The sequence below is a fragment of the Saccharothrix sabaoui genome, assembly GCF_051756985.1.
Taxonomy (GTDB): domain Bacteria; phylum Actinomycetota; class Actinomycetes; order Mycobacteriales; family Pseudonocardiaceae; genus Actinosynnema.
The window spans coordinates 1-14,726 of the sequence record NZ_JBPKJK010000196.1 but is presented as its reverse complement, the minus strand read 5'-3'; the positions used below and the strand labels follow the sequence as shown (position 1 = coordinate 14,726).

14 protein-coding genes, 2 tRNA genes and 1 other RNA gene are annotated in these 14,726 nt (G+C 70.7%); 6 read left to right on the top strand and 11 right to left on the bottom strand.

The window, feature by feature from the left end; genetic code table 11:
* Window positions 1–12 precede the first annotated feature (12 nt).
* Window positions 13–385: a transfer-messenger RNA gene (gene ssrA, locus ACR807_RS36855) on the bottom strand.
* A gap of 166 nt (window positions 386–551) precedes the next feature.
* Between ssrA and ACR807_RS36850 the strand changes: the two genes are divergently transcribed.
* Entirely contained in the window at window positions 552–1,799 is a 1,248-nt protein-coding gene (locus tag ACR807_RS36850) for a sensor histidine kinase (protein ID WP_438926139.1), read from the top strand.
* A complete protein-coding gene (locus tag ACR807_RS36845; protein ID WP_438926138.1) occupies window positions 1,787–2,431 on the top strand; it encodes a response regulator transcription factor in 645 nt (214 codons plus the stop codon). The genes ACR807_RS36850 and ACR807_RS36845 overlap by 13 nt, the downstream gene beginning before the upstream one ends.
* Before the next feature lie 54 nt (window positions 2,432–2,485).
* Here ACR807_RS36845 and smpB read toward each other — a convergent pair whose 3' ends face one another.
* The 5 genes from smpB to ACR807_RS36820 form a co-directional block, all read right to left on the bottom strand.
* Complete coding sequence (smpB, locus tag ACR807_RS36840) at window positions 2,486–2,962, bottom strand: SsrA-binding protein SmpB (protein ID WP_306748745.1); 477 nt, start codon at window positions 2,960–2,962, stop codon at window positions 2,486–2,488.
* A gap of 47 nt (window positions 2,963–3,009) precedes the next feature.
* Window positions 3,010–3,912, bottom strand: coding sequence for a permease-like cell division protein FtsX (ftsX, locus tag ACR807_RS36835; protein WP_438926137.1), 903 nt, complete (start codon window positions 3,910–3,912; stop codon window positions 3,010–3,012).
* A gap of 52 nt (window positions 3,913–3,964) precedes the next feature.
* A complete protein-coding gene (ftsE, locus tag ACR807_RS36830) occupies window positions 3,965–4,654 on the bottom strand; it encodes a cell division ATP-binding protein FtsE (RefSeq protein WP_306748740.1) in 690 nt (229 codons plus the stop codon).
* 100 nt (window positions 4,655–4,754) lie between these two features.
* Complete coding sequence (prfB, locus tag ACR807_RS36825) at window positions 4,755–5,855, bottom strand: peptide chain release factor 2 (RefSeq protein WP_438926136.1); 1,101 nt, start codon at window positions 5,853–5,855, stop codon at window positions 4,755–4,757.
* A gap of 51 nt (window positions 5,856–5,906) precedes the next feature.
* Window positions 5,907–6,407 carry a PadR family transcriptional regulator gene (locus ACR807_RS36820; RefSeq protein WP_438926135.1) on the bottom strand — a complete coding sequence of 167 codons (501 nt, stop codon included), beginning with the start codon at window positions 6,405–6,407 and terminating at the stop codon, window positions 5,907–5,909.
* 379 nt (window positions 6,408–6,786) lie between these two features.
* On the opposite strand from ACR807_RS36820, the gene ACR807_RS36815 reads away from it, so the two are divergent.
* Window positions 6,787–7,005 carry a hypothetical protein gene (locus ACR807_RS36815; protein WP_306748734.1) on the top strand — a complete coding sequence of 73 codons (219 nt, stop codon included), beginning with the start codon at window positions 6,787–6,789 and terminating at the stop codon, window positions 7,003–7,005.
* Window positions 7,006–7,064: 59 nt separating this feature from the next.
* On the opposite strand, the gene ACR807_RS36810 is transcribed toward ACR807_RS36815, so the two are convergent.
* From ACR807_RS36810 to ACR807_RS36800, 3 genes are all read right to left on the bottom strand, one after another.
* A tRNA-Met gene (locus ACR807_RS36810) sits at window positions 7,065–7,138 on the bottom strand.
* 256 nt (window positions 7,139–7,394) lie between these two features.
* A tRNA-Met gene (locus tag ACR807_RS36805) sits at window positions 7,395–7,468 on the bottom strand.
* A 94-nt stretch (window positions 7,469–7,562) separates the two neighbouring features.
* Window positions 7,563–10,553 (bottom strand): UPF0182 family protein, encoded by a 2,991-nt coding sequence (locus ACR807_RS36800; RefSeq protein WP_438926134.1) that lies wholly within the window; start codon window positions 10,551–10,553, stop codon window positions 7,563–7,565.
* A 106-nt stretch (window positions 10,554–10,659) separates the two neighbouring features.
* Here ACR807_RS36800 and ACR807_RS36795 point away from each other — a divergent pair, with 106 nt between their 5' ends.
* Window positions 10,660–11,202, top strand: coding sequence for a PPA1309 family protein (locus ACR807_RS36795; RefSeq protein WP_438926133.1), 543 nt, complete (start codon window positions 10,660–10,662; stop codon window positions 11,200–11,202).
* A 15-nt stretch (window positions 11,203–11,217) separates the two neighbouring features.
* On the opposite strand, the gene ACR807_RS36790 is transcribed toward ACR807_RS36795, so the two are convergent.
* The gene (locus ACR807_RS36790) at window positions 11,218–12,303 is read right to left on the bottom strand and encodes a YlbL family protein (protein WP_438926132.1); all 1,086 of its coding nucleotides are present in this window, start codon (window positions 12,301–12,303) and stop codon (window positions 11,218–11,220) included.
* A gap of 102 nt (window positions 12,304–12,405) precedes the next feature.
* On the opposite strand from ACR807_RS36790, the gene ACR807_RS36785 reads away from it, so the two are divergent.
* Window positions 12,406–13,785, top strand: a complete 1,380-nt coding sequence (locus tag ACR807_RS36785; protein ID WP_438926131.1) for a zinc-dependent metalloprotease — start codon at window positions 12,406–12,408, stop codon at window positions 13,783–13,785.
* Window positions 13,786–13,830: 45 nt separating this feature from the next.
* Here ACR807_RS36785 and ACR807_RS36780 read toward each other — a convergent pair whose 3' ends face one another.
* Window positions 13,831–14,358, bottom strand: a complete 528-nt coding sequence (locus tag ACR807_RS36780; protein ID WP_438926130.1) for a M48 metallopeptidase family protein — start codon at window positions 14,356–14,358, stop codon at window positions 13,831–13,833.
* Between the two features lie 203 nt (window positions 14,359–14,561).
* Here ACR807_RS36780 and ACR807_RS36775 point away from each other — a divergent pair, with 203 nt between their 5' ends.
* On the top strand, window positions 14,562–14,717 hold the full coding sequence (locus ACR807_RS36775) for a DUF5679 domain-containing protein (protein WP_015098458.1): 156 nt from the start codon (window positions 14,562–14,564) through the stop codon (window positions 14,715–14,717).
* Window positions 14,718–14,726 lie beyond the last annotated feature (9 nt).

Genomic DNA, 14,726 nt, shown 5'->3' with positions numbered 1-14,726 from the left:
CCGCCGTTCCAGGGGTGGAGGTGCCGGGAATCGAACCCGGGTCCTCTGCCGGCTCATCAAGGCTTCTCCGTGCGCAGTCCGCTACGTCTCTACTCGACCCCGGTCATCACGCGGACAAGCGACCGTGACGGGCCCAGCCACTGTGGGTGTCCCAACCGCTCCCCGTGGCCGAGAGCGGTGGTGAGCCTCCTAGCTGATGCCGGCGATCGGGGCGGAGGCGCCCCCGGGCCGACAGCGTCGCTCCTAGCCTCAGGCGGCGAGGGCGAACGCGCGCTGGTCGTTAGACTCGGCGCTTATTGGTTTGCGATGACGCTTGCGGTGGTCTCTCGCCTGCACCGGCACGCTTCCCTTGAATCGACGCACAAAGTCGAAACCGTTCACCCCCTGGTCGTGGGTCCTTCTCGTACAGCATAACGCCCCGCGCCCCCGCGATCATTCCCATTACCGCGGTAGGGCTGGCCCCACCCCGCTCCGACCGGCGCACCCGATGGTCCCCACCCCCCGCACGGGTGATGCTGATCGGGTTCAATCGCGGCGTGAAGGTGGGGGACATGACGACGGGCACCATGGCGGGCACCCTCCGGACCAGCGGGTACTTCCTGCTCAACCTGGTCACGGGGATCTTCTGGTTCGTGCTGCTGGTGACCCTGGGCGCGGTGAGCCTGGGCACCGCGGTGATCTGGGTCGGCCTGCCGCTCGGCGTGCTCACCCTCACCCTGGCCCGGGGCGCGGCGACGGCCGAGCGCGCGTGGGTGCGGACCGCGCTCGGCGTGGAGGTCCAGCGGCCCTACCGACCGCTGCCCGGGGGCGCCACCGCCCGCGCGAAGGCGCTCGCCCAGGACCCGGCGACGTGGCGCGACTTCGCGTACTGGCTGGTCATGCTGCCGCTGGGCGCGATCGAGTTCGCGGTGACCGTGGCCCTGTGGACGTCCACGGCGGCGACCGTCCTGCTGCCGTTCTACCTGCACCGGCTGCCCGCCACCTGGGAGGTCGAGTTCGCGCCCGGCGTCGTCTACACGATCGACTCGTTCGCGAAGGCCCTCCCGGTCACCCTGGTCGGCCTGCTGCTGGGCTTCCTGTCGCACCGGCTGCTCAACGGCATGGGCCGGGCGCACGGCGCGTTCGCCCGCGCGCTGCTCGGGCCGTCGCGGACCAGCGTGCTGTCCGCCGAGGCCGAGCGGCTCTCGGCGAGCCGGGCGCGGGGCGTGGAGGCCGCCGAGGCGGAGCGCCGGCGCATCGAGCGCGACCTGCACGACGGCGCGCAGCAGCGGCTGGTGGCCGTGGCCATGGGGCTGGGGCGGGCGCGCGGCAAGATGGAGTCGGACCCGGACGGCGCCCGCGAGCTGATCGCCGAGGCGCACGCCGACGCGAAGCTCGCCATCTCCGAGCTGCGCGACCTGGCCCGCGGCATCTACCCGTCCGTGCTGGGCGACCGGGGGCTGGACGCGGCGCTGTCGTCGCTGGCCGCCCGGTCCCCCGTCCCGGTGGTGGTGGACGTGGACGTGGAGCCGCGCCCGCCGATGGCGGTGGAGAGCACGGCCTACTTCACCGTCGCCGAGGCGCTGACGAACGCCGCGAAGCACTCGGGCGCGACGCGGGTGCTGGTCACCGTGTCCCGCACGGAGCACTCCGTGGTCGTGGAGGTCACCGACGACGGCCGCGGCGGCGCCGAGGTGCGCCCGGGGGGCGGCCTGGCGGGGCTCGTCGACCGGGCTGCGACCATTGACGGCGTCGTCGTCGTGCTGAGCCCCGTCGGGGGGCCGACCGTGATCCGGACGGAGCTGCCGTGCGCGTGGTGATCGCCGAGGACTCGGTGCTGCTGAGGGTGGGCGTGCAGCGCCTGCTGGCCGACGAGGGCATCGAGACGGTCGCGGCCGTCGAGGACGGCGAGGCCCTGCTCGCCGCCGTCGAGGAGCACCGGCCGGACCTGGCGCTGGTGGACGTGCGGATGCCGCCGACGTTCACCGACGAGGGGCTGCGGGCCGCCATCGAGGCCCGCAGGCGCGTCCCGGGCCTGCCCGTGCTGGTGCTCTCGCAGTACGTGGAGGAGCGGTACGCGGTGGAGCTGCTGGCGGGCGGCGCGAACGGCGTCGGCTACCTGCTCAAGGAGCGGGTGGCCGACGTGGCCGAGTTCGTGGCCGCCGTCCGCCGGGTCGCCGGGGGCGGCACGAGCATCGACCACGAGGTCATGATGCAGCTGATGGTGCGGGCCAGGCGCAACCCGGTGGACTCGCTGACGCAGCGCGAGCGCGAGGTGCTGGGCCTGATGGCGGAGGGCATGTCGAACGGGGCCATCGCCGCGTCCCTGGTCGTGTCGGACGGCGCGGTGGAGAAGCACGTGGGCAACATCTTCGCCAAGCTCGGGCTGGAGCCGAGCACGTCCGAGCACCGCCGCGTGCGCGCCGTGCTCGCCTACCTCGACCTGGGCTGATCCCGCCGGCCCGCCGCCCGCGGGGGTGCGGGGTCCCCCGCGAACCGCCGACGGTCAGTAACGGCCCTTGAGCGCCCGGCCGTGCGCCTTCTGGATCTCGCGCTGCGCGTCCCGCTTGGCCAGGTCCTGCCGCTTGTCGTACGACTTCTTGCCCCGGGCCAGCGCCAGCTCGACCTTGACGTACCCGTCCTTGAAGTACATCGACAGCGGGATCAGCGACAGACCGCTCTCCTTGGTCTTGCCGATCAGCCGCTCGATCTCGCCCTTGTGGAGCAGCAGCTTCCGCTTGCGGCGCACCTCGTGGTTGGTCCAGGTGCCCGCGACGTACTCCGGGATGTGCAGCGCGTGCAGCCAGATCTCGCCGTCGTCGACCTGGGCGAAGGCGTCCACAAGGGACGCCCGGCCCATCCGCAGGCTCTTCACCTCGGTGCCGACGAGCACGACACCCGCTTCGTAGGTGTCGAGGATGGTGTAGTCGTGCCGAGCCTTGCGGTTCGACGCGATCACCTTTTGACCGCGCTCCTTGACCATGACGGCAACCTTACGTGACCGCGCCAGCGGTTATCGGGGGCCGAACCCTACAGGCGTACGTAGAGGCGCAGCGTGACGTAGCCGGTCAGCGCCGAGATCACCACGGCGGTGCCGAGCAGGATCGGCGAGATGACCAGGATGTCCAGCATGCCGATCTGCGGCAGGATGCCCGAGTTGAACAGGTCGCCGAACACCCGGTCGAGCGCCACCGCCTTGAACCCGACCAGGCACAGCACGCCCGCGAGGGCGCCGATGATGCCCGCCACCACGGCCTCGATGAGGAACGGCAGCTGCGTGTACCAGCGGGTCGCGCCCACCAGCCGCATGATGCCGACCTCCGTCCGCCTGGTGAACGCCGACACCTGGATGGTGTTCGAGATCAGCAGCAGCGCGGCCAGCGCCTGGAACGCGGCGAGGCCGAGCGCGCCGTCCCGGGCGCCGTTGAGGACGTCGAACAGCCTGGCGAGGAACTCGCCCTGGTCGTTCACCGCCTTCACGCCCGCCTTCCCGCTGAACGCCTGCACGATCACGTCGGCGCGCTCGGGGTCTTCCAGGCTCACCCGGAACGTCGACGGGATCGCCTCCGGGCGGGCGAGCTTCACCAGTTCGGGCTGCGCCTCGAAGATCTTCTTGAACCGCTCGAAGCCCTTCTCGCGGTTCTCGTAGACGACCGTCTTGACCCCGGAGGTGCTCTCCAGCTGCTCGCGGAGGCCCGCGCACGGCTGCTGCGTGCAGTCCTTGTCGTTCGCGCTGACGTCGTTGGTCAGCAGGACCGAGACCTCCAGCTTGCCCTGGTAGTTGTCCTGCATCTTGTCGACCATGCGGACGACGAGCAGGCCGAGGCCGAGCAGGAAGAGCGAGATCGCGGTCGTGAGGATCATCGCGATGGTCATCGTGACGTTCCGGCGCAGGCCGGTCACGACCTCGCTGAACACGAAGCTGGTACGCATCGGGGGGAGCGTTCCTCAGGGTCGGGGGACGAGGGGGTCGCGGCGTCCGGGCTCAGCGGCCCACGCCGTACACACCCCGGGCGTCGTCGCGGATGATGCGGCCGTGGTCCAGCTCGACCACCCGGCGGCGCATGGAGTCGACGATGGAGTGGTCGTGGGTGGCCATCAGCACCGTCGTGCCGGTGCGGTTGATCCGCTCCAGCAGCAGCATGATGTCCTGGCTGGTGTCGGGGTCCAGGTTTCCGGTCGGCTCGTCGGCGAGCAGGACCAGGGGCCGGTTGACGAACGCGCGGGCGATGGCCACCCGCTGCTGCTCGCCGCCGGAGAGCTCGTGGGGCATCCGGTCCGCCTTGCCGTCGAGGCCGACCAGCTGGAGCACCTCGGGCACCACCTTGACGATGGTGTTGCGGGGCTTGCCGATGACCTCCAACGCGAACGCGACGTTCTCCGCCACGGTCTTGTTGGTCAGCAGGCGGAAGTCCTGGAAGACGCAGCCGATGGACTGGCGCAGGCGGGGGACCCTGCGCCGCGACATCTTGGCGACGTCGAAGTTGGAGACGTACACGCGACCCTTGCTGGGCACTTCTTCGCGCAGCAGCAGCCGCAGGAACGTGGACTTGCCGGACCCGGACGGCCCGATGAGGAACACGAACTCACCCTTGTCCATCTCGACGGAGACGTTGTCGAGAGCGGGGCGCGCGGAGGTCTTGTAGACCTTGGACACGTGTTCGAGGCGAATCACGAGGCGCGAGTCTACTCGCGGCCCTCGTGAAGCCCCCGTGTCGCCCTCATCGGGTGCCACCCGACCGGGGCTTGACCGATCGAGATCGCTACCGAGCGCATCAGGACTGGTGCTGCTTGCGCCAGCGGATGCCGGCCTCCAGGAAGTCGTCGATCTCGCCGTCGAGCACCGCGGACGGGTTGCCGACCTCGTGCTCGGTGCGCAGGTCCTTGACCATCTGGTAGGGGTGCAGCACGTAGGAGCGCATCTGGTTGCCCCAGCTCGACCCGCTGTCCTTGAGCGCGTCCATCTTGGCCTGCTCCTCCTGGCGCTGCCGCTCCAGCAGCTTCGCCTGGAGGACCGCCATGGCGGTGGCCTTGTTCTGGAGCTGGCTGCGCTCGTTCTGGCAGGAGACGACGATGCCGGTCGGGATGTGCGTGAGGCGCACCGCCGAGTCCGTCGTGTTCACGCCCTGGCCGCCGGGGCCGGACGAGCGGTACACGTCGACCCGCAGCTCCTTCTCGTCGATGACGACGTGGTCGGTCTGCTCGACCACCGGCACCACCTCGACGCCCGCGAACGACGTCTGCCGGCGGCCCTGGTTGTCGAACGGCGAGATGCGCACGAGCCGGTGCGTGCCCTGCTCGACGCTCAGCGTGCCGTAGGCGTAGGGGGCGGAGACGCGGAACGTGGCCGACTTGATGCCCGCCTCCTCCGCGTAGGAGGTGTCGAACACGTCGACGGGGTAGTTGTGCCGTTCGGCCCAGCGCGAGTACATGCGCAGGAGCATCTCGGCGAAGTCGGCGGCGTCCACGCCACCCGCCTCGGCGCGGATGGTGACCAGCGCGTTGCGCTCGTCGTACTCGCCCGACAGCAGGGTGCGGACCTCCAGCGAGGAGATCTCGTCACGGAGCTTCACGCGCTCGGTGTCGGCCTCGGCGAGGCTGCCCGCGTCGCCCTCGTCCTCGGCCAGCTCGTACATGATGCCGAGGTCGTCGAGGCGGTCGCGCAGGGCCGTGACGCGGCGCAGCTCGCCCTGCTTGTGGGAGAGCTGGCTGGTGACGCGCTGCGCCTCTTCCTGGTCGTCCCACAGGTCGGGGCGGGCGGCGGCCTCCTCCAGCTCGCCGACCTGCGCGCGCAGCGCATCGAGGTCCATCACCGCCTCGATGCTCGCGAGGGTGGCGGAGAGGTCCTTGATGTCTGCTTCGACGTCGGGGTTCACGGCTGAAGATTACGCCAGGACCGGTCGCGGAGTGCGACCGGTCGGCGCACCTCAGCCCTGCGGGACGGCGTCGAGCAGCTTCAGCACGGCCTTGGCGTGGGCCAGGCCGAACTCGGCGACCGCCTTGGAGTAGGCGTCCTCCGCGGTCTTCACCGCGGTCCTGGCGGCCTCCTGGTCGGCGGTGTAGCTCGCGCGCGCCGAGTCGACCAGCCCCTGCCGCTGCTTCGGGGTCAGGAACCCGGCGTGCACCATGCGCAGGATGAGCGGGCTGCGCAGGTGGTCCGGTCCGGGTTCGGACAGGAGCCAGTTCTTGAACGCCTTCTTGCCCGCCGCCGTGAGCACGTACTGCTGGCTGGAGCGGGGGCCCTGCTTGCCGAGGCGAAGCAGGCCGGCGTCCGCCAGCGCGGGAAGCTCGCGGTAGACCTGGCTGCGGGTGACGCTGAAGAACGCACCGAAGCGCTCCCCGGCCTCAGCCACGAGCTGGCCACCGGTCTTGGGTCCGTCGTGCAGCAGCCCGAGCAGGGCCGCCGCCGTCGCATTCAGGTCCGACACACCACCAACGGTGCCACGCCGTGGCCACGGTGTCCACAATGGTCAGCCGTTCTGTCCACTGTGGCTGATCACGGGCTAGTGGAGTTGGGCCAAGCGGAGCAACGAGAAGCTCCGCTGCGTAACCGCCCCCCGCCGGGCGCCACGCGTTCGGCCGCTTGACCCGGGCTGTCCACGTGGAGTGGAAATTCGTTGGCCCACAAGGGAAACCGCACTATTGCGTTCACCCTAACGGCAGAAGCACGTCACTCGCCGCGTCCGGGACCCCCCGTCCGTCGCCCGGGTGAATAGCACAACCCGGTGGTTTCGGCGCTCACCCCTGGCGTACACGTCGGGTGGTGGGACCATTACTACGGGTGTTCGTTCTTCTGGGAGGTCAACTGTGGGCATCAAGTGGACGACCGGGGCCAAGTGGACGACCGGGACCACCAAGGTGGTGCGCAACGCCCGCGCCTGGGCGTCCGGCTCGATCCCGGAGCAGGCGGGCAAGGACGAGTGCATGGTGTGCGGCAAGCAGATCCGCCGGCACCGCACGGTCAGCGGCGAGGGCCGGGTGTGCTCGCTGACCTGCGCCCAGTACTGGGCCGAGAACATGACGTGACCGGAGCGCACGAAGAAGGGGCCCTCCCGGTTGTCACCGGAAGGGCCCCTTCACCTTTGTAGCGGGGACAGGATTTGAACCTGCGACCTCTGGGTTATGAGCCCAGCGAGCTACCGAGCTGCTCCACCCCGCGCTGCAAGTAGAACTCTACACACCCCCGGAAACCCCATTCACACGGGGGTCCCTTAACTGTATTTCCGCAGCTCAACCCACTCGCCACAGCCAACCCGCCCCAACCCGCCCGCCGCACCCCCGACGAGGCCGGCACCGTTCCAGGGGGTGCGGGGGGACGAAGTCCCGCCTGCTCGGGGTCCGGGGGTCGAACCCCCGGGGCAAAATGCGAAAGAGTCCCGTTCACGTTTTCCGTGAACGGGACTCTCTCACTTCAGTAGCGGGGACAGGATTTGAACCTGCGACCTCTGGGTTATGAGCCCAGCGAGCTACCGAGCTGCTCCACCCCGCGTTGGTAATTAGAACTGTACGCCCTGGTTACCGGAGATGCAAATCGGGTGGCCCCGCTGTGCGCGAGGCCACCCGATTCAGCGATGAATACCTGGTCAGCCGGTCGGCGTGGGCGACGGCTGCACGGCCGACGACTGCGACGGCGTGGTGCCGCTCGCCGTCTCGAACCGCCTGCCCGCCTCGTCCAGCGCCTTGTAGGCGTTGCCCAGCTCGGCGAAGTCACCGCTGGACTGCGCCGCCTTGATGCGGGCCAGCGCGGACTGGATGTCCCGCACCGCCTGCTGGAGGTCGGGCGACTGCCCGCTGCCGTCGTCCACCGGCGGCGTGGCGGAGGTCGACGGGGTCGACGTCGACCCCGGCTGCTGCCCGGTGCCCGGGTCGGGCACCTGCACCCCGGCCCCGGTCAGCACCTCCTCCAGCGCGTCCCTGAGCGTGTTGGCGTAGCCCACCTTGTCCCCGAAGCTGACGAGCACCTTGAACAGCTGCGGGAACTGGGTGTTCTGACTGGCCCGTTCGATGTAGATGGGCTCCACGTAGAGCAGGCCGCCACCGACCGGGAGGGTCAGCAGGTTGCCGTAGACCACCTTCGTCTGGCGCTGGGTGAGCAGGTTCAGCTCACCGGACACCTCGCCGTTGGTGAGGAACGTGGTCTGGATCTGCTGCGGACCCTTGGCCTCGTTGTTCAAGGTCAGCACGCTGATCTTGCCGTAGTTGTCCGGGTCGGACCTGACCGTCACGTACGCCGCCATGAACTCGCGATTGAGCCGCACCAACGCGCTGGTCAGCTGGAAGCTGACCTTGTTCGCGTCACCGGTCGGGTCACCCGCCAGCACGTAGAACGGCGGCTGCCGGTCGCGCTGCTGGCTGCTCTGCTGCTGCTGGGCCTCGACGGTGGTGGCGTTGTCGATGGTCGGGTCGGACGGCACGTCCCAGAAGGAGACGCCCGAGTAGAAGTCCCGCGGGTTGTCCACGTGGTACTCGGAGAGCATCTCCCGCTGGACCTTGAACAGGTCCTCCGGGTAGCGCAGGTGCTCGCGCAGCGACTGCGACATGTCGCTGTTCGGCTTCACCGTGCCCGGGAAGACCCCCTGCCACGCCTTGAGCACCGGGTCCTGCTCGTCCATGGCGTAGAGCGTCACGGAGCCGTCGTAGGCGTCCACAGTGGCCTTGACCGAGTTCCGGATGTAGCTGATCTCCCGGTTCGGCAGCTGCGCGACGCCCGGCAGCGAGTCGTTCGTGACGTCGCCCAGGGGCGTGCGGCGGGCGTACGGGTAGTTGTCGAGCGTGGTGTAGCCGTCGACGATCCAGGTGATCCGGCCGTCGACCACGGCCGGGTACGGGTCGCCGTCCACGGTCAGCCACGGCGCCACGTTCTCGACCCGGTCCCGCGGGTTGCGGTTGAAGATGATCCGCGAGTCGTCGCCGATGGCCGAGTTGAACAGGATGTTCCGCTCGCCGTAGGCGGCGGCGAAGACCAGCTTGTTGAACAGCCCGCCGATGCGGACGCCGCCCTTGCCGTCGTAGGTGTAGGACGACCCGTCGGTGTCGTACTCGCCGGGGGCGCCCTCGCCGCGACCGCCGACGATGGCGTAGTCGGCCGGGGAGCCCAGCTCGCCGAAGTAGGTGCGCGGCTGCTGCACGCCGAACGGGCCGGGCTGGACCTTCCCGTCCTGGCCGACCTGGGCCACCTGGAACACCGGGTAGCCGCCGTCACCGCCCTCGTTGGCGGGCGAGTTGACCGTGCTGGCCTCGGCGAACACCATGCCGTTGCCGTGGGTGTAGATCAGGTGCTGGTTGATCCAGTCGCGCTGACCGGCGGGGATGCCCGCGGTGTTCAGCTCGCGGACCGCGACGATGTAGTCCTGGAGCTGCTGGTCCACTGTGTACCGGTCGACGTCGAGCTTGTCCGGGAAGCCGTAGAACGGGCGCAGCTGCTGGAACTGGGTGAACGTCTTGGAGACGACCGCCGGGTCGAGCAGCCGGACGTTGCCCAGGGTGGCCTGGTCGGCCTTCAGCTCGTCGAGCGAGACGTTCTGCTTGCCGTCGTACGGCTTGGTCTCGACCTTGTCGTCGGTGAGCCCGTACGCCTGCCTCGTCGAGTCGATGTTGCGGTTGATCGACTCCGCTTCCTTCTCGATGGCGTTCGGCCGGACCGAGAACTGCTCCAGCACGGCGGGCCACGCGGCGCCGACCAGGATGCTGGAGAGCACCAGCAGCACGGTCGCGATGGCCGGCAGCTGGAGGTTGCGCAGCACGGCGCCCGCGAAGAACGCGATGGCGCAGAAGACCGCGATGAACAGCAGGATCAGCTTGGCGGGCAGCACCGCGTTGAGGTCGGTGTAGCTCGCGCCGTCGAACTTGTCGTTCCGGTCGGAGAACAGCAGCTGGTACCGGTCGAAGAAGTACGCCACGGCCTTGAGCAGCACGAACACACCGGCGACGATGGCCAGGTGGGTGCGCGCCGGGCCGGAGAGCTGGCCGCCGCGGCCCGCGAGCCGGATGCCGCCGAACAGGTAGTGCGCCACGACCGCGCCCACGAACGACACCGCGGTGGCGATGAACAGCCACGACAGCAGCCAGGTGTAGAACGGCAGCTGGAAGGCGTAGAAGCCGATGTCGTGGCCGAACTCGGGGTCGGTCACGTCGAACGGCGTGGCGTTGAGGAAGAGCTGGAGCACCTGCCAGTCGCCCTGCGCCGAGGTGCCGGCGATGACGCCGATCAGCACCGGCAGGCCGATCGCGAAGATCCTCATCCTCCGGGTGACGACCGCGCGGTAGCGGGCCACCGGGTCGTCCGGGCCGGACACCGGCACGAACACCGGCCGGGTGCGGTAGGCGACGATGAGGTTGATCGCGACGAGGCCGCCCACCAGCAGCGCCACCGCGGCGAACAACCCGAGGCGGGTCGCGAGCACGGTGCCGTAGACGCTGCGGAAGCCGACCTCGCTGAACCAGAGCCAGTTGACGTAGGTGCCGAGCAGCCTGGAGCCGGTGATCAGACCGACCAGGGCCACCGCACCGACGATGAGCAATATCCGGCTGCGACGGGACAGCCTGGGCAGTCCGACCGGGGGCCGTGTGGCCACGGGGCACGCTCCTGGATCGCGGAAGTGGCGTTCGTACGTTCTGTCCAACTCTACGGAGGCCCCTCGGGGTTCCCCGTTCGGTCGACCGTTTCGGGGTGATGCGACCATGGCGGGCGTGTCAGCCAGTGAAACGCCGCCCGTGGTGCTGCCCGCTGTCGCCCGCGAGGTCGAGGAGTTCGTGTCCACCGCCGGGTGGAACCAGCCGACCCAGCTGTTCGCGCTGGTCCCGACGTCGGAGTTGCTCGCGCAGCAGCCCGAGCTGGCCGGTCAGCTCGACCCGGTCGCCTCGCCGCTGACACCGATCGCGCAGGACTCGCTGCCCGACTCGGAGCTGGACCGGGCGCTGGCCGGGATCGTGTGGCCGGACGTGGTGCGCGGGTGCGCGCTGGCGCAGGAGATCGTGGTGCTGCCGCCGGAGGCCGAGGAGCAGCTGGCCGAGGGCGACCTGGACGACGAGGCGGCCCGCCGGTTCGCCGCCGAGCACCCGCAGCGCCGCGAGGCGCGCCTGGTGGCGGCCGTGCTGCGGGACGGCTCGGCCGCGTGCGTGCTGCGGCTGCGGGGGAACACCGAGGTGCCCGAGGAGGTCGTGGCGCACCCCGAGCTGGCCCCCAACCTGACCCGCGCCCTGCTGGAGACCCTGCAGCCGTGAGCGGGGGCGAGGCGGTCAGCAGGCGGGGGCGTCGCCGCCCTTCGCCAGGCTCTCCAGGGCCTGCACGGCGTCGTCGAGCTTCTCGACCTTGACCAGGCGCATGCCCTCCGGGGCGTGCTGCCTGGCCTCGTCGCAGTTGCCCGCCGGCACCAGGAACGTGGTGGCGCCGCCCTCGGCGGCGGCGACCAGCTTGAACTGGATGCCGCCGATGCGGCCGACCTCGCCCTTGTCGTTGATCTCGCCGGTGCCCGCGACGGACTGGCCGCCGTTCAGCTCGCCGGGGGTCAGCTTGTCGACGATCGACAGGGCGAACATCATGCCCGCGGACGGGCCGCCGACGTCGTTCAAGCTGATCTTGATCTCGAACGGCACGTCGGCCCGGTCCAGCGGCAGCACGCCGAGGAAACCGGTCTCGCGACCCTCGGCGCGGCCGAGCGTCACGGTGGCGGTCTTGCGCTCGCCCTCGTGCTCGAAGGTCAGCTGGACCTGGTCACCCGGTTTGGTGGTCTCCAGGGCGGGCCGCACGTCGTCGGCGGTCGCCACCGGCCTGCCGTTGACCTCCAGCAGCCGGTCGTTGGGCTGGAGCACGCCGGCGGCGGCGGTGTCGTCGGTGATCTCGGCGGCCACGACCTTCACCGGGTAGTCCAGGTAGCGCAGCGCGGCGACCTCGGCGCTGGTCTGCGAGTCCTGGAACGCCTTCACGTTCTGGTCGCGGACCTGCTGCTCCGACTCGCCCGGCCGGAAGAACTCCTCGCGCGGCGCGAGCGCGTACCGGCCGCTCACCCACAGGCCGAGCGCGCCGAACAGCGACACGTCGTCGGTGAGCGACACCGTCGTCATGGTCAGCCGGCCGCCGGTCGGGAACGTCTCCTGGCCCTCGATCGCCACGACGTCGCCGCCGTCGACCTGGCCGAGCGTGTCGTAGGTCGGGCCGGGGCCCAGCGCCACGTACGGCACCCGGGCGAACCCGCCGAGCAACCCGAGGACCAGCACCACCGCGAGGCTGATCACCAGGGTCCACGTGCGCCGGGTCAGGCCGCGCCGCGGCGGCTTCGGGGTGGGCGGTGCCTGGTCCACGACGGTGTCGGTGCCTTCGGTCACGCCCGACAGGGTACGACCACGCGGTTGCGCCGGGGGCGAACCGGTCCCGCGCGGGCGCTCCTCGGGTCCGCCCCGCAGGCGCATCCCGCGTACCGTGGTGGCATGAGTGACCTGCCCTTCGGGTTCGGCCCGCAGGACCCCGACGACCGAGGCCGCAAGCCGGGCGACCAGGGGGACGCGAACCCCTTCGACTTCAACCAGCTCGGCGCGATGCTGAGCCAGCTCGGCGCGATGTTCAGCAACGCGAACTCGTCGTCCGGACCGGTCAACTACGACCTGGCGAAGCAGATCGCCCTCCAGCAGCTGGCCGGCAAGCCCGGCACCGCCCTCGGCTTCGGCCCCGACCAGGGCACCGCGGTGGCGGACGCCGTGCACCTGGCGGAGATGTGGCTCGACCCGGTGACCGCGCTGCCCGCGGGCGTGCGCGTGACGCAGAGCTGGAGCGCCCGCGAGTGGGTGGAGCACACGCTGCCGACGTGGCAGCGGCTGTGCGACCCGGTGGCGCGGCGCGTGTCCGGCGCGTGGGTGGACGCGATGCCCGCCGAGGCGAAGGAGGCCGCCGGCCCGCTGCTGTCGATGCTCGGCCAGATGGGCGGCATGGCGTTCGGCTCGCAGCTCGGCGGCGCGCTGGCGCAGCTCGGTTCCGAGGTGCTGACCTCGACCGAGGTGGGCCTGCCGCTGGGTCCGGAGGGCACGGCGGCGCTGCTGCCCGCGAACATCGAGAAGTTCACCGAGGGCCTGGAGCGCCCGGCCAGCGAGGTGCTGGTGTTCCTCGCCGCCCGCGAGGCCGCCCACCAGCGGCTGTTCAGCCACGTGCCGTGGCTGCGGCAGCGGCTGCTGGACCTGGTGGAGGAGTTCGCGCAGGGCATCACGGTCGACACCTCGGCGCTGGAGCAGCTCGCGGGTCAGGTCGACCCGTCGAACCCGGCCAGCATCGAGGAGGCGATGAAGTCGGGGATGCTCGAACCCCAGACCACGCCCGAGCAGAAGGCCGCGCTGACCCGCCTGGAGACGCTGCTGGCCCTGGTCGAGGGCTGGGTCGACGTCGTGGTGAACGAGGCCGTCGGCGAGCGCCTGCCCGGTGCGGAGGCGCTGCGGGAGACGCTGCGGCGGCGCCGGGCGTCCGGCGGTCCGGCGGAGCAGACGTTCGCCACCCTGGTCGGCCTGGAGCTGCGCCCGCGCCGGCACCGCTCGGCGGCGGCGCTGTGGAAGCTGCTGGGCGACCAGCACGGCATCGAGCAGCGCGAGAGCGTGTGGGACCACCCCGACCTGGTGCCCTCGGCGGAGGACCTGGACGACCCGATGGAGTTCGCGGAGCGGTTCGGGACCACGCGCAAGGCGCTGGAGGACCCGATGGCGGAGCTGGAGCGCACGCTGCGCGAGAAGCCCGGGGCCGGCGCTCCCGAGGACGGCTCTCCCGAAGGTGGCGCTCCCGAGGGTGGCGCTCCCGGGGCCGGCGAAGGCCCGGACGACCCGAAGTAGCACCCCGGTGGTGCGCGGCGGCGCCGTCGCGCACCACCGGTCCCGCTAGTCCTCCTCGGTGATGCCCAGGCCCGCCGCCGCCGAGATGCCCTCCAGGTACCCGATGGCGCGCTCCGCCTTCGGGTACCTGTGCACGAGCTGCCAGAAGTCCTTCCCGTGGCCGGGCACCCTCAGGTGCGCCAGTTCGTGCACCAGCACGTAGTCGAGCACCCACGCGGGCACCTCGCGCAGGCGTTCGCTGATCCGGATCGTGCCCTCGCTCGGGGTGCACGACGCCCACCTCGTCCGCATCGGCGGCACCCACCGCACGCTGCTCGGGCGCACGCCGTCCAGGTGGCGGTCGGCGAGCTCCTCGCAGCGCTGGCGGAGGGCGGCGTCGGACGTGCGCGTCGGCGACTTGCGCCTGGTCTCGCTGCGCTGGAGGCGGCTCAGCATCTCCGCCACCCAGTGCTTCTCCTCGCTCTTCGTCATGCGGGCCGGCAGCAGGACGACGACCGTGTCCCCCTCGCGGTACGCGCTCACCATGCGACGGCGCCGAGCGCTGCGCCGCACCTCCACCTGCGGTTCGGGCATGGCGTTCACGGTAAGGCCCCGGACCGACAGTCCGCGGCGGCCAAGCGGCGGTCAGTGGAGCGCCGGACGAGCAGGTTCCACCGAAAGGCGGCTGGACACGATCGACGCGGCGTGCAGCGGGAGCGGGTTCCCGGAGGTAGCGTGCGAGCCAGCCCCCGAGTGTGGCGCAGATCGCCCCGCACTCTCGAAGCAAGGAGGAAGCCGTGGCCGAGACCTACAACGGCTACTGCGTCAAGTGCCGTGAGAAGCGCGACTTCACGGGCGAGGTGCACGAGAGCAACAACCGCAGGATGGCCAAGGGCAAGTGCCCGGTCTGCGGGACCACGGTGACCCGGATCCTCGGCAAGGCGAAGGTCTGACGTCCCGCG